This is a genomic window from Deinococcus betulae (genome assembly GCF_020166395.1).
GTDB lineage: Bacteria > Deinococcota > Deinococci > Deinococcales > Deinococcaceae > Deinococcus > Deinococcus betulae.
On the sequence record NZ_JAIQXU010000005.1, the window covers coordinates 13663 to 32662 of the forward strand.

Annotated in this window: 20 protein-coding genes and 1 riboswitch; of the genes, 13 read left to right on the plus strand and 7 right to left on the minus strand. The window is 68.2% G+C overall.

Annotated features, from left to right (window positions below; all coding sequences use genetic code 11):
* Window positions 1-7 precede the first annotated feature (7 nt).
* Window positions 8-727, minus strand: a complete 720-nt coding sequence (locus K7W42_RS05435) for a 5'-methylthioadenosine/adenosylhomocysteine nucleosidase (RefSeq protein ID WP_224573163.1) — start codon at window positions 725-727, stop codon at window positions 8-10.
* A gap of 62 nt (window positions 728-789) precedes the next feature.
* Here K7W42_RS05435 and K7W42_RS05440 point away from each other — a divergent pair, with 62 nt between their 5' ends.
* The gene (locus tag K7W42_RS05440) at window positions 790-1977 is read left to right on the plus strand and encodes a MalY/PatB family protein (RefSeq protein ID WP_224572952.1); all 1188 of its coding nucleotides are present in this window, start codon (window positions 790-792) and stop codon (window positions 1975-1977) included.
* Window positions 1978-2018: 41 nt separating this feature from the next.
* Here the strand turns inward: K7W42_RS05440 and hisG are convergent, their stop codons facing one another.
* Window positions 2019-2669: an ATP phosphoribosyltransferase gene (gene hisG / locus K7W42_RS05445; RefSeq protein WP_224572953.1), complete on the minus strand. Its 651-nt coding sequence runs from the start codon at window positions 2667-2669 to the stop codon at window positions 2019-2021.
* Window positions 2666-3835, minus strand: a complete 1170-nt coding sequence (locus tag K7W42_RS05450; RefSeq protein ID WP_224572954.1) for an ATP phosphoribosyltransferase regulatory subunit — start codon at window positions 3833-3835, stop codon at window positions 2666-2668. The genes hisG and K7W42_RS05450 overlap by 4 nt, the downstream gene beginning before the upstream one ends.
* 134 nt (window positions 3836-3969) lie before the next feature.
* Here K7W42_RS05450 and K7W42_RS05455 point away from each other — a divergent pair, with 134 nt between their 5' ends.
* The 6 genes from K7W42_RS05455 to K7W42_RS05480 all read left to right on the plus strand — a co-directional run bounded on the left by K7W42_RS05455 (window position 3970) and on the right by K7W42_RS05480 (window position 9367).
* The gene (locus K7W42_RS05455; RefSeq protein ID WP_224572955.1) at window positions 3970-4542 is read left to right on the plus strand and encodes a hypothetical protein; all 573 of its coding nucleotides are present in this window, start codon (window positions 3970-3972) and stop codon (window positions 4540-4542) included.
* Between the two features lie 488 nt (window positions 4543-5030).
* Window positions 5031-5804, plus strand: a complete 774-nt coding sequence (locus K7W42_RS05460) for an endonuclease III domain-containing protein (protein ID WP_224572956.1) — start codon at window positions 5031-5033, stop codon at window positions 5802-5804.
* Complete coding sequence (locus tag K7W42_RS05465) at window positions 5785-6846, plus strand: 3'(2'),5'-bisphosphate nucleotidase CysQ (protein WP_224572957.1); 1062 nt, start codon at window positions 5785-5787, stop codon at window positions 6844-6846. Before K7W42_RS05460 ends, K7W42_RS05465 begins: the two co-directional genes overlap by 20 nt.
* On the plus strand, window positions 6839-7408 hold the full coding sequence (locus tag K7W42_RS05470; RefSeq protein WP_224572958.1) for a GNAT family N-acetyltransferase: 570 nt from the start codon (window positions 6839-6841) through the stop codon (window positions 7406-7408). Before K7W42_RS05465 ends, K7W42_RS05470 begins: the two co-directional genes overlap by 8 nt.
* A 369-nt stretch (window positions 7409-7777) precedes the next feature.
* Window positions 7778-8701: a D-2-hydroxyacid dehydrogenase gene (locus K7W42_RS05475; RefSeq protein ID WP_224572959.1), complete on the plus strand. Its 924-nt coding sequence runs from the start codon at window positions 7778-7780 to the stop codon at window positions 8699-8701.
* 297 nt (window positions 8702-8998) lie between these two features.
* Window positions 8999-9367, plus strand: coding sequence for a hypothetical protein (locus K7W42_RS05480; protein ID WP_224572960.1), 369 nt, complete (start codon window positions 8999-9001; stop codon window positions 9365-9367).
* 355 nt (window positions 9368-9722) lie between these two features.
* Here K7W42_RS05480 and mnmA read toward each other — a convergent pair whose 3' ends face one another.
* On the minus strand, window positions 9723-10901 hold the full coding sequence (gene mnmA / locus K7W42_RS05485) for a tRNA 2-thiouridine(34) synthase MnmA (RefSeq protein WP_224572962.1): 1179 nt from the start codon (window positions 10899-10901) through the stop codon (window positions 9723-9725).
* 253 nt (window positions 10902-11154) lie between these two features.
* A riboswitch (cyclic di-GMP riboswitch) is annotated at window positions 11155-11238 on the plus strand.
* Between the two features lie 64 nt (window positions 11239-11302).
* Here mnmA and K7W42_RS05490 point away from each other — a divergent pair.
* From K7W42_RS05490 to K7W42_RS05500, 3 genes are all read left to right on the plus strand, one after another.
* Window positions 11303-11752, plus strand: a complete 450-nt coding sequence (locus tag K7W42_RS05490) for a hypothetical protein (RefSeq protein WP_157460175.1) — start codon at window positions 11303-11305, stop codon at window positions 11750-11752.
* A 180-nt stretch (window positions 11753-11932) separates the two neighbouring features.
* Complete coding sequence (locus tag K7W42_RS05495; RefSeq protein WP_224572964.1) at window positions 11933-12520, plus strand: hypothetical protein; 588 nt, start codon at window positions 11933-11935, stop codon at window positions 12518-12520.
* A gap of 179 nt (window positions 12521-12699) precedes the next feature.
* Window positions 12700-13173, plus strand: coding sequence for a hypothetical protein (locus K7W42_RS05500; RefSeq protein WP_224572966.1), 474 nt, complete (start codon window positions 12700-12702; stop codon window positions 13171-13173).
* Window position 13174: 1 nt separating this feature from the next.
* Here K7W42_RS05500 and K7W42_RS05505 read toward each other — a convergent pair whose 3' ends face one another.
* Window positions 13175-14017 carry a sterol desaturase family protein gene (locus tag K7W42_RS05505; protein ID WP_224572968.1) on the minus strand — a complete coding sequence of 281 codons (843 nt, stop codon included), beginning with the start codon at window positions 14015-14017 and terminating at the stop codon, window positions 13175-13177.
* A complete protein-coding gene (locus K7W42_RS05510; protein WP_224572970.1) occupies window positions 14010-14675 on the minus strand; it encodes a GntR family transcriptional regulator in 666 nt (221 codons plus the stop codon). Before K7W42_RS05510 ends, K7W42_RS05505 begins: the two co-directional genes overlap by 8 nt.
* A 275-nt stretch (window positions 14676-14950) precedes the next feature.
* Here K7W42_RS05510 and lysA point away from each other — a divergent pair, with 275 nt between their 5' ends.
* Window positions 14951-16099, plus strand: a complete 1149-nt coding sequence (lysA, locus tag K7W42_RS05515; RefSeq protein WP_224572971.1) for a diaminopimelate decarboxylase — start codon at window positions 14951-14953, stop codon at window positions 16097-16099.
* Between the two features lie 59 nt (window positions 16100-16158).
* Entirely contained in the window at window positions 16159-17088 is a 930-nt protein-coding gene (locus K7W42_RS05520; protein ID WP_224572973.1) for a nuclease-related domain-containing protein, read from the plus strand.
* A 357-nt stretch (window positions 17089-17445) separates the two neighbouring features.
* Here K7W42_RS05520 and K7W42_RS05525 read toward each other — a convergent pair whose 3' ends face one another.
* Window positions 17446-18087, minus strand: a complete 642-nt coding sequence (locus K7W42_RS05525) for a phospholipase A2 (protein WP_224572975.1) — start codon at window positions 18085-18087, stop codon at window positions 17446-17448.
* Between the two features lie 159 nt (window positions 18088-18246).
* Here K7W42_RS05525 and K7W42_RS05530 point away from each other — a divergent pair, with 159 nt between their 5' ends.
* The gene (locus K7W42_RS05530) at window positions 18247-18837 is read left to right on the plus strand and encodes a TetR/AcrR family transcriptional regulator (protein WP_224572977.1); all 591 of its coding nucleotides are present in this window, start codon (window positions 18247-18249) and stop codon (window positions 18835-18837) included.
* The last annotated feature ends 163 nt before the right edge of the window (window positions 18838-19000 follow it).

The following is a 19000-nucleotide window of genomic DNA, read 5'->3' on the forward strand; positions in this document are numbered from 1 at the left end:
CGCTCCTTTAGCCCGCGCTGGGGCCAGCGGCCGGCGCCTGACCGCTCAGACGGGCCAGCATGCCGCGCACGACCTGTTTGGCGTGGCGGGCCACCTGCGGCATGAACTCGCGGTAATCCACCTGGGCGTCCTGGTCGGCGGTGTCGCTGACCGAGCGGATGACCACAAAGGGCACGCCCGCCTTGGCACACACCTGGGCCACCGCCGCGCCCTCCATCTCGGCGCAGGCGGCGCCAAAGGCGGTCCACAGGCGCCCGACCTCGTCTCGTGAGGCGATGAACTGATCGCCGCTGGCCACCCGGCCTTCCAGGGCGCGCACGCCCGGCACCTCCCCGGCGGCTTCCAGGGCCACCGCACGCAGGATGGGGTCGGCGGCCCAGGACGGCGTTTCGCCCGGCACGGTGCCGATGGGATAGTTCAGCGCCGTCACGTCCACGTCGTGCTGCACGCAGTCGGTGCTCACCACGATGTCCCCGACCTTCAGGTCCGGGTGAACGCCGCCGGCCACGCCGGTAAAGATGATGCGGGTGGCCCCCTGGGTCAGCAGGTAGGTGGTCGTCATGGCAGCGTTCACCTTGCCGATCCCGCCGCGCGTCAGCAGCACCGGCACGCCGTCCAGGGCGCCCCGGTGCAGGGTCACGCCGGGAAAGGTCAGGTCTTCGCGGGCCTGCAAGTCGGCCAGCAAGACCTCAATTTCTTCGTCCATCGCACCGATAATCGCCAGCATGGCGCCCAGCATACTGTGGGCCGCCCCCGCCTTTCCTCAGACAGCGGGCGTATGCTCGGCGCATGACGGACGCCCCTCCGCCGGTTCTCGACCCGCGCGACACGCTGGACCAGGCCGCCCTGCGCCACCCGGATTCGTTCAAGTGGACGCTGCACCCCGAAGACGTGATTCCGCTGTGGATTGCCGACATGGACTATCCGGTGGCGCCGCCCATCGTGGCTGCGCTGGAAGACCGCCTGAAGCATGGTCTGGGCTACGCGCAGCTGATGGGCGACCCAGCCCTGAAAGCGGCCCTGAGTGAGAAGCTCGCTGGTCAGGGTCTGGGCGACCTGCCCGAAGGAGGCATCACCTTTTTGCCGGGCGTGGTGCCGGGCATCTACGCCGCCGTTCACGCCCTGACCAGCCCCGGCGAGCCGGTGGTCACGATGACCCCCATCTACCACCCCTTTCACCTGAGCATCACCGATCAGGGGCGCCGGGTGGCGGGGGTGCCGCTGCGCGAGACGGGCGCCGGCTACGAGATCAACTGGGCGGCGCTGGACGCGGCCTCACGCGGGGCGCGGCTGCTGCTGCTGTGCCATCCACACAACCCCACTGGGCGCGTGTGGACCGCCGATGAACTGCGCCGGCTGCGCGAGCTGGTGCTGGCGCGCGACCTCTTCGTGATGAGTGACGAGCTGCACGCCGACCTGCGCTTTACCGGTGAACCCTTTGAGGCCTTTGCCGCTGACCCGCGCGTGCAGAGCCGCACCCTGACCCTGACCGGGCCGTGCAAGGCGTACAACACGGCGGGGCTGGGCATCGGCGCGATGGTCAGCCACAACGCGGCCCTGGTGGCGCGGGTGCGCCGGGCAGCGGGCGGCCTGATGGGCCACGAAAGCGCCCTGAGCGTGACCATGTGGCGCGCCGCGCTGAAAGAGGGCGGCCCCTGGCTCTCGGAAACCCTGGCTTACCTGCGCAGCAACCGCGACTTTCTGGTCGAGTACATGCACACCCACTGGCCCTGGGCGCGCGTGCAGGCCCCCGAGGCGACCTACCTGGCCTGGCTGGACCTGCGCGCCCACCCCCGCGCGGGCGACATGCAGGCGTTCTTGCTGCAAGAAGCGCGCGTCGCGGTCCATGACGGCCCCATCTTTGCCCATGAGGCGCACAAGGCCCAGTACCAGGGCTTCGTGCGCCTGAACTTTGCGACCAGCCGGGCGCTGCTCACCGAGGCGCTGGAACGGATGACCGTAGCGTTTGGTCAGTAGGCAGTGGGGCGTGGGCAATGGGCCGGGGGCTGTGCCGCCCTTTACGTCCCACCCTCCACGTCCTGCGTCAGCCCGCGCAGGGCCTCAATGAGGGGGCGCAGGCGTTCGCGGCGCACCTTCAGGGCCGCGCGGTTGACGATCAGGCGGGCGCTGGAATGAAACAGCACGTCCACTTCCTCCAAGTGGTTGGCCCTGAGGGTGCTGCCGGTCTGTACGAGGTCCACCACGGCGTCGGCCAGGCCGGTCAGGCACGCCAGCTCAATATTGCCGCTGAGCTTGACAATCTCGGCCGGGATGCCGCGCGCGTTCAGGTAGGCGCGGGCGGCGCGGGGGTACTTGGTGCCCACCCGCGAGATGTCGCCCGAGGCCCCGACCTCTCGAATCAGGGACAGGCGGCACCCGGCAAAGCGCAGGTCCACCGGTTCGTAGACGGCCCGGCCAGATTCCAGCAGCACATCCTTGCCCACGATGCCTGCGTCGGCCACGCCCAGGTCTACGTAGACGGGCACGTCCTGATTGCGCAGTTCCAGCACAGTGACGCCCGGAAATTCGTGGCGCAGGGCGCGGGACTTTTCGGGAACGGTCAGCGGCAGGCCCGCGCGCGCCAGCAGGGCCACGGCTTCTTCCAGAATGCGGCCCTTGGGCAGCGCCAGGGTCAGGTGCTGCGGGCCGTGGGTGGGGGCTGGGGTCATGCGTTCACCGCCGTAAATTCGGCGCCGGCCGGGCCACTGCTGACCCAGCGCTCAATGCCGCGTGCGGCGCAAAAGGCGCGCAGCTGCGCTTCGTCGTCGGTCCAGGCCAGTTCGGCGTAGAGCCCCTGGGCGCGGGCCACCTGGGCGGCCGTCAGGTCCAGGGCCAGCACCACCTCTGGCTCGGGGGGCAGGCTGGGCGCCAGGGCGCGCATCAGGCGCTCCAGGCCCAGGGCGAACCCGGCGCCGGGCAGGGCGCCGCCGTCCAGAGCGTACCGGCCGCCGCCCAGCACCGGCTGGTTGATGCCCGCCGCATAGGCCCGGAAGGTCAGGCCCGTGTAGTAGCCGTAGCGGCGGCTGACGCCCAGGTCAAACAGCAGCGGCCCGCCGTAGCGCGCGGCGACCACCCGCAGGTGGGCCACCGCTTCGCGCGCCCGCTCGCCACCGGCCAGCGCCTCGGCGGCGTCGAGCACCTCGGGGCCGCCGTAGAGGTCGGTCAGGGCGTGCAGGGTGCGACGGGTATCGGCGTCCAGACTGAACTGCCCGGCCAGCAGTTCGACATCGGCGCCACTTTTGCGGTCCACCGCGTCGTGCAGGGCGGCGCGCGCCGGGCCGTGGAGGCCGGCGTCTTCCAGCACGGCGTCCACGTAGCCGGGATAGCCCACTTCCAGCTGCGCCCCCACCCCCACCGCATCCAGGGCGGCGGCAGCCAGGTGCAGCAGTTCAGCGTCACTGGCCGGCGTCGCCACGCCCAGCAGCTCCACGCCCAGCTGGTTAAATTCGCGCAGGCGGCCCAGTTCGCTGCTCAGGGCGCGCAGCCACAGCCGGCCGCTGTACTGCAGCCGCAGCGGATACGGCCCTTGCGGGAAGCGGGTACGGGCCAGGCGCCCCACCGCCGTCGTGAATTCGCTGCGCAGCGCCAGCACCTGCCCGCCCGAATCAATCAGCTTGAAGGCCAGGGCGTCTTGCGGATGCTGGGGCGCCGCGTATTCCAGGGCTGGGACCTCCACGCCCCGGTAGCCCCAGCGGCTGAAGCAGGCCGACAGCTGCGCGCGAATGGCCTCACGCTGCGCCCACTCGGGGGGCAACACGTCGCGCGTGCCTTCGGGAATGGCCGCCAGACGCGGCGCGGCGGGGTCGGTGGGGACGGCAGAATTCACGCCGGGCATTGTAGGGCGGGCGAGTGGAGCGGGGGTCAGGCCGTCAAGACGGGTGGGACAGGACGGTGTGCTGCAGGTACCGCCCCTGACGCCTGGCCTCTTCCACCGCCGCTGTTCCCGGCGGCCTCTATACTGCTCCCTGTATGCGTCTGCCCGCCCTTGCCCTGCTGGGCGCCGCCCTGAGCCTGACACTGGGCGGCTGCGCCCGCACCACCGACACCTTCAAGCCGCGCATCTCGGTGACCAGCGGCGCAGGCAACGGCGGCACCAGCGCCCGCTTTCTGATTCAGGGCTACGTGCTGGACGATGTGGGCGTCACGCAGATCACGGTGGACGGCAAGCCCATTTCCATCCAGCCGGGCAGCAACAAGATTGCCCGCTTTCAGTTTCAGGCAGTCCTGAGTACCCCCACCGGCCGCTACACCATCGCTGCCCAGGATGCGGCGGGCAACACATCCAGCCTGGTCCTGCCCGTCAGCGTGGACCCCACGCGCCCGGTCATCAAGGTCACGCGCTTTGAACGCAGCGGCACCGTGATTCGTGTGGCCGGCACCGTGACGGACAACGTGCGGGTGGCACAAATCACGGTGGACGGCAACCGCCTGAACATCACGCCAGGGCAGAGCGTGGAGTTTTACGCCGAGACCACCGGCATCTGGGCCGATATTCAGGCCATTGATACAGCCGGCAACCGCACCGCCCTGCGCGCCCGGTAATGCCTGAAGGCAGAGGGACGGTTCAGAGGGGTGACGTGAAATGGACTGGCCCATTCAAAGGCTGTTGTGGTTCATCCGGTTAGCCTCGACACTGGATTTGAGTCCCATAGGCAAATGAATTGGTCTCGCCTCAAAGACAGCATTGAGCAGATGAACCAGTAGGGTCAGCCGGCAGGCGGCACAGGCTCACCAGCCGGCCACCTGCTGCGGCCTCCGTCCACTTTCATAATCTCCGGGACACCGCCGGAGGTTTCTCCAAGGCCCGGAAGTCCATTCTTTTGCCCCTCTTCTGAGAAGCTCTCCGAGCCTGCGGTGCCGCTGTCCAGGTCTGGTCGGAAAGACGTTGCAGTACGTTCCGGAATTTTCTGGACACCGTATGGAATCCGCTGAGGTCTGCCCAGGAGCCGGCCGCCCGATTTTCCCGTGGTGCCGGTCAACCGCGCCTGCCGCCACGGTGTCTGTGCCTTCGCCGCCCTAGCCTGCCAGGGATGCCGCGCGTTCCTGAAGTGTTCTCTGTGCCTGACACCCTCGCGGAAGTTACGCGCCGCCTGGTGGCGGCCTATCTGCCGGACGGCGCGGCGCCGCCCCGCACCCGCCAGCCGGACCTGCTGAATGAACTGATTCGCACCATCCTGGGTCAGCAAAACACCCGTGAGGCCGCTGACCGTCAGTTTCGTGCGCTGCGGGCGGCCTATCCAGCCTGGGAAGCGGCGTTGCTGGACGGTCCAGACGGCATAGAAACCACCCTGAAGGATGCGGGTGGTGGCCTGCACCGGGCCAAAGCGGCCCACCTGTACGGCCTCCTGACGGCCCTGGCCGAGCGCGCCCAGGCAGGTGGCCACTCCTTGGGCCTGGGCGACCTGGTCGGCTTGACGGACGAGCAGGCCCGCGCCGCCCTGGAAAGTCTGCCGGGGGTGGGCCGGCACACTGCCAGCCTGCTGCTGCTGTTTGATCTGCACCGCGCCGCCATGCCGGTCGAGGGCAATCTGGACCGGCTGGCGCGGCGCCTGGAGTGGGTGCCGGACGCCTGGAGTGCCGCGCGCGTCACGCGCTGGTACGACGCGGTGACGCCGCGCACGGCCCCCGACCGTCTGGCCCTGCATGTCGCCGGGGTGCGGCATGGCCGCGCCACCTGCACCGCCCGCCACCCGCGCTGCGACCGCTGCGTCCTGCAGGGGCTGTGCCCCTCGGCGGCGCTGCTGGGGCCGAAGTCCGAGGGCCGGCCGTTATCCTCGGAGGCAGATGACGACGTTTTCTTCTGACCTCCTGGCCCCTGAGCAAAGAGCCGCCGAGCGGCTGGCGCGCGAGGCCGGCGCGCTGCTGCTCTCGCACCTGCGCGCGGGCCTGACCGTGGAACACAAGACCAGCGCCGACGACCCGGTCACCGCTGCTGACCGCGAGGCCTCTGCGCTGATTACGCGCAGCCTGGCGCAGGCTTTTCCGGATGACGGCCTGCTGTCAGAAGAGGAGGCCGACAGCCCCGAGCGCCTGACCCGTAGGCGGGTCTGGATCATTGACCCCATTGACGGCACCAAGGAGTTTTCCACCGGCAGTCCCGACTACTGCGTCAGTATCGGCCTGGCCGTAAACGGTGAGGCCGTGCTGGGCGTGGTCTATGCCCCCGCCACCCATGAGCTGTTTGTGGGGGTAGTGGGTGCCGGCGTGACCCTGAATGGTCAACCCGTGCCCCCGGCGGCGGCTGGCCCGGAGTGGCGGGTGGCGGTGTCGGACACCGAGCACAGCCGCGAACTGCACGCTGTGCCGCTGCCCGGCATGGTGCCCAGCGGCAGCATTGCCCTGAAGCTGGCCCGCATTGCCGCTGGTCAGGCCGACGTGACCTTTACCATGTCGCCGCGCAGCGAGTGGGATATTGCCGCCGGGCACGCTCTGCTGCGCGCCGCTGGGGGCGACCTGCGCCGCCGCGACGGGCGCCCGGTTCGCTACAACCAGCCGCGCCCGCACATCGAGCAGGGGCTGATCGGTGGGCAACCCGGCGCCCTGGCGTGGCTGGACGGCGCGCTGAGCGCCCACCGCCTGCCCACCGCCCACCTGGGGCTGACCCCTGCCGACCCGGCCTGGTCATTGCTGGGCGCAGCGGATCAGGAGGCACTGGCGGAGCACCCTGGCGTGTTCATACGCCATGCCGGGGGCGAGGTGCTGGCGCTGCTGGTCATGGACCTGCCGACCCGCCGGGTCGAGCGCGCGGAGGGCGACGCCTTTCATCTGGAGCGGCTGACCCGTGACGTGACCCGCGCGCTGGGCACGGTGCAGCCGGGGCCGGAGGCGAGCCCTCCACGTGACTGAAGCCGCGCCAGGAGTGCCGCGCGTGAGCCTCAAGCCGGTGCTGGACTTCACGCCGCCGGAGTGGCGCGCGCTGCACGGATTTTTTCGCAGCCGCGAACTGGCCGACTGGAACGACGCCCGGCCCATCCGCATGCCGGAATGGCTGTTTCGCCGCGTCATGCAGGACGAGGAACGTACCGGCGAGCGCGCTGGCTTCGGCGTGCTGGACGAGGCCGGCCAGCTGATCGGCAGCGCCGAACTGTACGACCTGCGCCCGCCGCCCCCGCTGACCCCCACCGCCGCCACCCTGGGCGTCATGATTGGGCTGCCGGCGCTGTGGGGGCAGGGCTACGGCCGCGCCGCGGTGGGAGCGCTGGTGCGCTGGGCCTTTGAGGAACGCGACACGCCGCTGACCCGTATTCGCCTGACGACCTTTGCCCACAACCGCCGCGCGCAGCGGGCCTTCGCCGCCTGCGGTTTTCACGAGGTGGGCCGCACCACTCGCCCCGGCCGCACCGACGTCCATATGGAGCTGACCCGGCAGGCCTGGCTGACAGCGCAGGGCGAGGCTGGTGAGAGTTGACGAGCAGGGTCTGGGGACCCTGATACAGCACTCCGCAGCCTGAACGAGTTTCATACCGACGCGGCTTCAGTCGTTTGCACACATGATGGAATCCGGGCGAAGTTGGAAAGCGGCATAGCAGCCTCGGAGCGCTTCGCAGCAGGGCGTGAGGAAGAAAAACCGGGTTGACGGGCGTGGCGTTGACACGTCGATTCTCTTCCGATGTGTCAACGAAGCAGACGGAATCTGTCTCTCATAAGAGCGAGAACTGACAGCGGGGTCCCGAGAGAGATGGACGGTGCCCAGGTGTTCAGGTGTCGTGCCCCTGAAGTCTTGAGCGCCGGTTGAGGTTGCTCTGCGGCGCCTGAGGAACGGGGCAAAATACGGGACATGCGTGTTCTTGTTCCCGACCTGCCCGAATTCCGTGCCCTGGCGGCCCACGATGAGGGCGGCGTCCCTGGCGTGGACCTCGCGTTCTATACCCGTACCGAGGTGCCTGAAGGGGCGGCGGACGGCGCGGTGCTGTGGCTGACTGGCCCGGACACCCGCGCCCGGTTGCTGGCGGCGCCGGGACTGACCTGGGCGCTGACCCTGACGGCGGGCATCGAGCATGTGCAGGGGCAGTTGCCAGAGGGGGTGGCACTGTATAACGCCAGCCGCCTGCACAGCCACGCGGTGGCGGTACACGCGCTCGCCGGCATGCTGGCAGCGTCACGCGGCCTGCACCTCTTCCGGGACGCTCAGGCCCGCCGCGAGTGGGCGCCCCCGCCTTCGCCGGGGCAGTCGGGGCTGGCCACCCTGGACAGCGCGCGGGTCGTGCTGTGGGGACACGGGCACATTGGCCGCGAGTTGGAGGCGGTGCTCACGCCGCACGGCGCCGAGGTCAGCGGGATTCGCAGCGACACCTCTGAAGCCGAGCGCGACGAACTGCTGTCGCAGGCCGACTGGGTGGTCCTGCTGCTGCCGCAGACGCCAGAGACAAAGGGCATTGTGAACGCCGATGTGCTGGCCCGGCTGAACCCCAGCGCGTGGCTGTGCAACGTGGGGCGCGGCGGCCTGGTCGTCACGGCCGACTTAGTGGCGGCGCTGGAGGCTGGCCACCTGGGCGGCGCGGTGCTGGACGTGACCGACCCCGAGCCGCTGCCCGCTGACCACCCGCTGTGGACCCTGCCAAACGTCATTCTGACCCCCCACATTGCCAGCACCACCGCCGACCTCGTGGCGCGAGGTGCCGCGCTGACCCGCGACTTTCTGATTGACCTGCAACAGGGCCGCGACCCCGAAGGCCGCGTGGAGCCGGGCCAGGCGTACTGATGGCGGCCCAGCCGCTGCTGCGTGACAGGTGATATGGGTAGTCCCGGTGCTTGAGCGGCTTTCTGGTCAGACGCGTGGACCCACTGCTGCCCGTCTGGCGTGCCCTTACACTGGACCGACAGTTGACGCCCCTGCTGGACCTAGTGACCGGGGAAGCGCTCCTAAAGTGTGGCCCCTCCCGCTGGGGACGCCATCCCGTCAAGGCTGGGCGTGAGGAGGCCGCCCTGACCCGGAGTTCCCCGGCCTAGCCCGCCGCCTGCGCCCGCACAGTTTGCTATGTCCCCCGGTGGCCCTGAGGTGACGCCCCGAGTGACCCGCTTGGACAGTCAGCACCAGCAGCAAGGCTGGCGGCTGTGGCGCTGGACGCTAAGGTTTGGTGTGCTGGGGGTGCTGTTGGTGGTGTTGCCCATGCTGACGGTTGGGCGCTCTGGTCAGGTGGTTGCGTTTGGGGTGATGTACGCCACCCGGCTGGCCTTGGTGGTGCTGTACGGCGCGCTATTGGTAGTGACGGGGCGGCGCTGGCGCTGGCTAAGTCTGCCCCTGATTCTGCTGCCCGAGATTCTGCCGTTTGGCCTGATCAGCCTGGCTGGGTTGCTGATGGGTCTGGCCGAGGTTCGCCGGCATCTGAAGGTTACGGGGCCTGACAGCCGCTGCCAGTTCCATTGAGGGGCCACCAACGCCCCTCAACCACGCTGAGTTCCGCTGGGAGACGGACCCGGATTCAATCGTCTACAAAAACGCTTGAATTCGGGCGAACTTGAAAAGCTGCGCCGCAGTGCGAAGGAGAGCAACACAGGTTCCGGGCGTGAGATATGCCACCCGGCGCTCTCCCGGTTTGCCAGAGAAACAGACGGAAGCTGTATGAGCGTGGCCGGAGGCCAGAGGTGGCCACACCTGGGTTACGCCAGCGCTGGAATCTCCAGCTCGCTCCTTGGTTCTGCCAGCGGGGCCGTTGGCTATCGCCGCAGCCGCCCTCTACCGGTTCTTACCTTAGGCGTCAGCGCCTCTCCGGCCTCTACTCTCAGCTCAGCTGTACAGCGGGACGCTTCTTCGGGACGGGCTTTAGGGGCGGCAGGTCGCGGGTGTGGTCTTCAATCAGCCCGCCGCCCAGCAGGCGCGGTCCGGCGTACAGCACGGCGCTCTGGCCAGGGGCCACGGCAAACTGAGGCTCAGCAAAGGCCAGCTCAAAGCCGTGCTCATCGGCCCGCACCACGCGCGCTTTGACAGGCGCCGTGCGGTAGCGCACCTGCACCTCTAGCTCCTGCGGCAATTCGGCTAGGTCCACCAGATAGTTCGCGCTGCTGGCGCGCAGCCCTGGCCACAGGCACTCGTCGTGGTCGCCCACCCAGACCGTGTTGGTGGCCGGGTCCAGGTGAACCACATGCCGGACGCGGTGGGTCTGGTACAGGCCCAGACCCTTTTTCTGGCCCAGGGTGTAAAACTGAGTGCCCAGGTGTTCGCCCACGACCTCGCCGCTGGCAATCTCGCGGATGTAGCCCTGGGCCTGGGGCAGATGCTCGGCCACAAAGTCCTGCACCTTGCCCGGCACGAAGCAGATGTTTTGGCTTTCGGGTTTGCGGGCGGTCAGCAGGCCGCGTTCCTCCGCAATTTCACGCACGCGCGGCTTTTCCAGCTCGCCCACCGGAAACAGAATGTACGGCAGCGCGTCGCGCGGGGTGCCCCACAGGAAATACGTCTGGTCCTTGCGGGGGTCGTCGCCCCGCCAGAACTCCACCTCGCCCGCCGCATTTTCCACGCGCTTTACGTAATGCCCGGTCGCCACGTAGCGGCAGCCCAGCATCTTGGCTTTTTTCACCAGCTCGTCAAACTTGACCTTGGTGTTGCAGTTCACGCAGGGATTGGGCGTGCGCCCCTTACTGTATTCATCCAGAAACGGCCCGACGATGTGGCGCTGAAACTGCTCGCGGTAATCCAGCAGGTAAAACGGCACGCCCACCTGTTCGGCCACGCGCCGGGCCTCATAGGCGGCGTCGGGCGAGCAGCAGGTGTCGAACGTGTCCACCCGCTTGTCGTCGGGCCAGAAACGCATCATGGCGCCCACCACCTGATAGCCCTGGTCCTTGAGCAGCGCCGCCGTCACGCTGCTGTCCACCCCGCCGGACATGGCGCACAGCACGCGCTCCCCGGCGGCTGTGGCAGGAGAGGGAACCGGCTGGGGCAGAGGGGCAGGCGCGCTCATACAGCCGGGCAGCTTAGCAGAGGGCCGCAGAACCCGGAGTGAGGTGCGCGGCAATTGCCAGCCGGGCGGCCTTCATCTTGTGCCCGGTTCGTCTGACAAAGCGCAGTCAGGAAGCGGTTGCAAAAGCAGAGCCCGAAAAACCCTCACCCAGACAGCAACTGGCCCCTCTGCCTTCATCCTCGAACCCTGAGTCCAGCGTGACGAGGGTGTGAGAAGGCGCGGCTATAGTTGCCCCATCTCGCTCCGGACCCTCCAGACGAGAAGAGGCGATGAAACGCGTTCTGTATCCGGGCACCTGGAACGCGCCGAGCCAGTGGTGCGACCGGCTTTTCCACGCTGTTTCTGTCTCAGGCAGGCCAGCGATAACTGCCAAGACCCTGCGTCTGGCAAGGAGTTTCCCCATGCGTAAATTTTCTGTGCTGGCCCTGACCACCCTGCTGCTGCTGCCCTCTGCCCTGGCTGAGACCTCGACCGGCGACACCTACGACCGCGCCTCCATGACGGTCACCGCCAGCGGCGCCTACGGCGAGGCCGTGAACTTTGAGGTGCCCGACACAGCCCTGAATCTGGACGCCTCGGCCTTGCGGCCCGGGGCCACCTACACCATCAGCGTGCCAGTCACCAACACGACCGACCGGCCCATCGTGGTCACCGGCACTTCGGCGGTCACGGGCAGCTACCAGGGGAACGTGATCGTGACGGCCGTCACGGGCAGCCTGACCCTGGCCCCCGGCGGCACGGGCGAGCTGCAGTACACCATCGGCCTGCCCAGCGACGCCGCCATTTCGGCGACGGCGGGCAAGACCGTCACCGTGACCTTCAGCCTGGAAGGCACGAGCGACTACAGCTGAGGGGCGGGCGCGCCGGGCGGCTCTGGTCCCGGCGCGCCACCTCATCCGGGCTCCGGTTGACTCGTTGGCAACGACGACTCCATCCGACCACAGAGAGAAAGACGGGTTCCGGGCGTGGAGGTTGCACATCGGTGCTGTTGCGATGTGGTGGCGTTCCAGCCGGAAGCCGTAAGGAAAGCCATGAAACGATTCCTCCTGGTTCTTTGCTGTCTGGGCGGCGCGCAGGCACAGTTCTCGGCGCCGCCTGTGGGCATTACGGTCAAAGAAGGCGCCGCCCCCAAACTGGAGGTGGCGCGCACGCTTGCGGTGCAGCCGGCGGCGCTGGCCCTGCGGCTGGCTCCCGGCCACAGCGCCGGCATGCTGACCTTTTCGGTCCTGAGCCCCGTGAATGCCGAGGTGCGCGTGCGCGCCAGTGACGCCCGCCTGACACCGCGCCAGGCGGGCGACGAGCGCCTGATCCTGAGTGCCAACACCCTGCAAAGCGTGACCCTGCTGGCAACGGCCCCGCATTCAGGCGTGCTGTCGTTCCTGAACAGCGAAGGGCAGGTGGTGGCCTCGGCCCCGTACACGGTGGCGGCGGCCAAAACGGTGAACCAGTCGCTGTCTCTCAACTATTCGCCCTCATCCAGCCGCGCCAGCATGAATTATGGAATCAGTGGCGTGCCCCAGTCGCCGCTGGACCTGCGCTGGAACGCCTCGGTGAACCTCAGCGTGGACACCAAGACGGGGCAGGTCGGCGGCGGCGTGGGCGTCAATATGTCGTGGTAGGGGCGCACGGCTGGGGGTGACACAGACGGCCACTGGCATCGTCTGCGCCGCCGTCTCGCGGCCGTCCGTCGTTTCTTCCGTTCCCCCTGCTGTACAGCAGTTTAAGTCTGCTCGGCTTTCACCAGGGAAAAGGCCCGGTTCTACCGGAGCCCGTAAGACAGACGCGGTAGGCTGGGCGCATGCGCCTGTGGCCTGCCGCTCTTGTTCTGGCTTCTGCGGCCCTGGCCGCGCCCCTGACGGCGTATGGCAACGCCCGCTTTGGCTACCTTGTGGCCGCGCCGGCGGGCCTACTGGCCCAGCGCCCACCCGACAACGGCGACGGCCAGAGCTGGCAAAGTGCCGACGGGCAGGTGAAGGTCAGCGTCTGGGGCAGCCACGCGCCGGGCGTGCTGAATCAGGCCACCCCGGCCGCCTGGATAACCCACTCAGCGCAGAGCTGGCGGGAGCAGGGTGCGCGCCTGACCTACCGCCGCCTGCTGCCCGGCGCGTTTGTCCTGAGCGGCTTTCAGAAAGACGGGCGCATCTTCTATCAGAAAGTGCTGGTCAGAAACGGGGAAGAGGCGGCGGTGCTGGTGGTCTATCCGGTCGCGCGGCGGGCCGTCTGGGACAGGGTCGCCGCGCAGGTGGCCAGCACGCTGCGCTGGGGGCGGTAGGTCACGGTTTCCAGCCGGGCGGGCGCAACAGGTAGTTCAGGCGCTCGCGCCAGCCGCGTGCGTGCCGAACGTCGCGCCACAGGGCCGCAAATTCATGGAAGGCCACGCCGACGGGGTTATGAGTGTGAATGTTCTGCACCAGCCCGTAGCGCACCCGCTCGGTTTCAGGCTGAAAGGTGCCCAGCAGGCGGTCCCAGAGCATCAGGATGCCCGCGTAATTTTTATCCAGATACACGTCGTTGCTGCCGTGGTGGGCGCGGTGGTGGCTGGGGGTGCTGAACACGTACTCAATCAGGCGGGGCAGGCGCCCCACGCGCTCGGTATGAACGAAGAACTGGTACAGCAGGTTCCACGACTGGGCCAGCAAAATCATCCACGGCTCGAAGCCCAGCAGGGCCAGCGGCAGCCAGAAGGGCAGCGCGGTCATGGGCACCCAGGTCTGGCGCAGCGCCGTGGACAGGTTGTAATGCTGGCTGGAATGGTGAACGACGTGGCTGGCCCAGAACAGGCGCACCTCGTGGCTGATGCGGTGAAACCAGTAGTAGGCGAAGTCGTCCAGAAAGAACAGCAGGACCCACACCCACCAGGCGCCCGGCGGCAGCCGCAGCGGGGTTAATTCGTACAGCGCGGCGTAGATGGTCACCACCACGCCTTTCCAGACCACGTTGATAAGCAGATTGCCCACGCCCATGCTCAGGCTGGTGGCAGTGTCGCGCAGAGCGTAGCCCTTCTTGGGGTCGGTGCCGTCCCCATCATGGTCGTCCCGCAGAAAATAGTAGGCGGCCCACTCGATCAGCAGTGACAGCACGAAGATGGGCACGGCCTTTTGCAGCAGGTCAACCACGGGCCGCCTCCTGCCACAGTGCCACGCTGTCCAGCGCGGTGGTCAGGGCCACCTGGCGCGCGGCGGCTGGTCCCAGTGCCAGGGCGGCGTGCAGGGCGCGGTAGTGGTCACGGGCGCGCTCGCGGGCGGCGGGGGCGGCGAAGTACAGCGGCCCGGCCCGCCCGTAGACCTCATGAAAGGCGCCCAGCAGCAGCGGCGCCAGAGGATTGCCGCTGCCCTCGGCGGCCAGGTGCTGCACCGTCCAGTCAAAGGCAGTGAAGTCCTCGGGGGCTTCGGTGGCCGGGGGGGCGGCCAGGTGGGCCTGCAAGCGGGCCGGGTCGCGCACAGCGGCCATCCAGTGCGGCAGCAGCGCGGCGCGCAGGTCCAGCAGCTGCGGCACCAGGTTGCCCAGGTCGCCCGTGCGCGAGAGGTGGGCCAGAACCCGCAGGCCCCCTTCTTCCGGGTGCCGCACGCGGGTGGGTTTTCCCTGGCGAATCTCCAGCAGGCCGTCTCTGGCCAGGCGCTGAAGGGCTTCGCGCAGGGTCGGGCGGGTGACGCCCAGGCTGGCAGCCAGTTCGCGCTCGGCGGGCAGCAGGCTGCCGGGTGGGTAGGTGCCGTCCAGTAGGCGCGACAGCATCGTGTCTTCAGCGTGCAGGGCGGGGCGCAGGGGCAGGGTCATGGGCGGGCCTCCAGAGGATTCAACAGAGTGGTCAGTGGTCTGACCAGTTTGGGCTGACCTTTGCGGCCTGTCAAGCGGGGTCCATAAGACGAATTCCGTCTGCTTCGCTGACCGGGCGGGAGAGCGCGAATGACTCAACTCCACGCTTGGCGCCCGCTGTCCTCCTGCTCGCTGTTCTGTGCACCTCTCCGGGCCTCTTGCGCCGCTTTGGGAGTCCGCTTGGGTCTCACGGGTGGTGCAACCGGTTGCACTAGCGTCCGTACTACACTCGCCGCGTGACGATTCCCGACTCTGCCCTGCATGCCGCAGCCCAGACCTACGGCACGCCCCTGTACGTCTATGACGCCGCCGAACTGGACGCCGCCCTGGCCCGCGTGCGGGCGGCGTTCGGGGGCGCGCAGGTGTATTACGCCATGAAGGCCAACCCCAACCTGAGCCTGCTGCGCCGCCTGCACGCCTCGGGTGTGGGCTTCGAGTGCGTCAGTGCCGGAGAACTGGCCCGCGCCGCCCATGCCGGCGCAGGCGGCGAGCAGGTGCTGGTTAACGGTCCGGCCAAAACGGCCCAGGAATACGCCGAGGGCGGGCGGCTGGGTGCCACTTTCATTCTGGACCGGGAAGAGGAGGTGGGGCTGCTGCCCCCCGCCTCACGGGCGCTGGTGCGGGTCAACCCGGCCCTGAAGGTCAGCACGCACGACCACCTGGCCACCGGGGCCGCCAGCAGCAAGTTCGGGGTGACTCTCGATCAGGCGCCGCGCGTCCTCCAGGCCCTGCGGGACGCCGGGCACGAGGCCCTGGGGCTCCACGTGCATATCGGCAGCGCGATTCGGGACGCCGGGGACTTCACGGCTGCCTTCGCGCGGCTGAGCGCCCTGCGCCCGCACACGGGGCCACTGGCGGTGCTGGACGCCGGGGGGGGCTGGAGCCTGGACGCCGATCTACACGGCATCGCCCGTGCCGCCCACGAAGCCGCCGCCGCTTTCGGCGCCCGGCTATGGGTCGAACCGGGGCGCTATCTGGTGGCAGGGGCCGGCACGCTGCTGACCCGCGTGGTGGGCACTAAGGTCACGGGCCGCCCCTTTGCCCTGGTAGACGCCGGCATGACTGAACTGCTGCGCCCCATGCTGTACGGCGCGCAGCATCCGGTCCGGCCCCTGTGGTCGCGCCCTGGCACCGGCCCCTGGGACCTGGCTGGCCCCGCCTGTGAAAGCGGCGATCTGCTGGCGCGGGGCGTGCCGCTGGCGGCGCCGCAGCCTGGCGACCTCCTGGCCATTGACGAGGCTGGAGCCTACGGCGCCGCCATGAGCAGCACCTACCTGACCCGCCCGCGCCCCGCCGAGGTGCTGTACGAGGGTGGCGCGTGGAGGGTGATTCGCGGGCGCGAGACGTCGCAGGACATCTGGCGGTTAGAAGAGGACATGGTGTGAGGCTTTTTTCATGGCTGACAGGGGCTTTCTGGCCTGCTTCGCGCTAGGCTTGGCGGGTCATGATCGTCAAAGAGCTGGAACCGCAGCAGTTCACTGATCCCCTGCGCCGGGCAGGTTATGAGGCCGAGCGGCAGATGGCCTTTTATCTGAAAAGGGCCTTTGGTGAGGACCCGCGCAAATTCGTTTTTCATAATCTGCGTCTGGAGCGAAAAGGCGAGGTCGCGCAACTGGACCACCTCGTGCTGCACCGGTACGGCCTGGTGGTGGTTGAAAGCAAGAGTGTGGCGGGCCAGGTCAGCATCAACGAGCAGGGGGAATGGACCCGCTGGTGGAACCGCCAGGGGCGCGGTATGGCCTCGCCGGTCTTGCAGGCGCGGCGGCAACTTGATTTACTCCTGGCCCTGCTGACTGACCACACCACAGAGCTGATGGACCGCTCTTTGCTGGGCCTCAAGCAGCGGACCTTTTCAGGTGTCAGGCGGGACGTGCTGGTGGCTATTTCCGATGGGGGCCGCATTACCCGCAAGCGGGACGTGCCCGAACTGGTCAAGGCCGACCAGATCCCAGACCGCGTTAAGAGCCTTATTGAACGGGAGGCTGAAAAAACTTTCGGCACCTTCGGCCTGACCGAAGCAGAGCTGACGCGCATACAGGCGTTTCTACGCGCCCAGCACACTCCGGCTGAGGCCGCCCCCGAGCCGCCGCAGCGCTCTGCCTCTGGCGCGCCGGTTCGCACCTCGCAGGAGCGGCAGGCGCAGGCCCGCCCGCAGCCCCCGGTGAGGTGCCGCGACTGTCAGTCCACCCACCTCAGCGTGCAGTACGGCAAATACAGCTACTACCTGAAGTGCGGCGACTGTTCGGGCAATACGCCCGCCAAACCGGTCTGTGGCCAGTGCGGTCAGCCGGCCCGTCTCAGCAAGGCGGGGCTACAGTTCACGGCCACCTGTTCCGGCGGACACCGCTGGCCTTACTGGACAAACCCCGGCTGATCCGGACGCCGATTGAACCGAGCAGAATGCCGGGTGGAATCCGAGCGGACTTGGAAAGCTAGGCAGCAGGCTTGAAAAGCGCCGCAGGAGAGCGAGCAGGAACAGCTGCGGATTTCACGATATGGACGCGCAGACGGTGCCTTTCTTTGCTGTGCTGCAATGAAGCGGAACCCGCATGAGGAGGCTGCTCGTTGGCCCGGCTGGTGCAGGAGGCAGGGCCGTGCCACACCCGGTGCAGCTGTGCGCCTGACCCAGGCTTTCTGCTCTAGGTTCAGCCGCTACGGTGCCACACCAAAAGGGGACAGGGTGAAGTAACCCTGTCCCCAGCGGTGTCTCCCGCCAGCTGTTTCCCCTGTATTAGAAGCTGCCGCTGCCGCCCACGCGCACAGCCTGGTAGTACGCATAGGCCGCGCTGACGCAGGCCGGGCGGGCATACCAGCTCTTGGCCGCGCAGATGGTCTTCATGTTGGTGTGAAAGGCCTCGTCGGTGGTTTTGCGGTTGGCGTCGGTGCGCTGGTACACCTTGAGGTTGCGGTAGCCGAAGTCATGGACGTTGCATGCCGGGCGGAAATCCTCGCGGTAGCCCAGGCCCAGGCCGTCGGGGGCGCTGCAGCCGTCGCGGCTCCAGTCCAGACCGGTGTAGGGCGAGGACGTGCCCGCATAGGCGCTGTACTGGCCGTTGTAGTTGCTCACCGTGCCCCAGCCCACGCGCTTGACATACGCCAGGCGGTCGCTAGCGTAGTCCAGCCCCGTCAGGGCCGGTACAGCAGGCAGGCTCAGGACTGTAGGCCGCTCGCCGTAGGCTTCTTGCAGGGACTTCAGCAGCTCGGGGTCATTGCCGTAGCGCGCCAGAATCGCCTGGCTGTCGGCGTCCTGCAGTTCGGGGCGGGCGGCGTAGGCGCTGACCTCACTGCCGGTGGCCGCCGTCTGAGGTGCGGTCTGACCACAGGCGGCAAGAAGGGCAGAAAGGATAACGGCGGGAACCAGGGTTCGGCGCATAGGGACTCCTTGTCGAGCAGGCTTTGAATTGTGGTGCGTTTTTAATTCTATAAACGTTTGTCAGGTGGATGTCTAGAATGGGAGTCTAAAAAGTCACAGCCGCGCAGGCAGGGCCACTGCTGCGGGAGGGACTGGGAGCGGCGGGTATCATGCAGGGCGATGACCGTTCCGCCCGTGACTGCGCCTGCCGACACCACCCGCGCCCGTATTCAGCAGGAAGCCGCGCGGCTGTTTGTGCAGAGCGGTTACCACGGGGTCAGCATGCGTGAGGTCGCCGAGGCGGTGGGCGTGACCAAGCCAGCCCTGTACCACCACTACGCCGACAAGGAAGCGCTGTTCCTGGCCATGCTGGACGGCACGCTGGCGGGGCTGAGCCGCCTGGTGGCCTCGGCTGAGGCGCAGGTGGGCATCCGCCTGCAACTGGACACCCTGGTCTACGAACTGCTGGCTACCGCCCCCGAGCAGCGCGTGGGCCTGCAACTGGCCGGCGAACTGCGCCACGTTTCGCCCGAGCGCCGCGCGGCCTTTGAGCAGGCCTACCGCCGGGTCTGGGTGGGCGGCCTGAGTGCCCTCTTTGAAGCTGCTTCGGCGCGCGGCGAGCTGCGCGGTGACATCGCGCCCTCCACACTGGCCCGCGCCTTTCTCGCCCTGACCTACCCGCTGGTCACAGGGGCGCCGGCCGCTGACCCCCAGGGCACCGCCCGCGCGCTGCTGGCCGTCTTTCTGGATGGCGCTGCTGCTCACACTTGACGGCACCGGACCTGCCCCTCAGTCTAAAAGCCTCTTAAGCCAGTACACACGAACCCCCGGCGGTTGGCCCGCCACCATGAGGTCGGCGCGCCGCACGGGCGCGGTTTCGGTCTCTGACCCCAGCGGCATCCTCAGACGTGCGTGGCAGCGTCTGTCTTTCCTC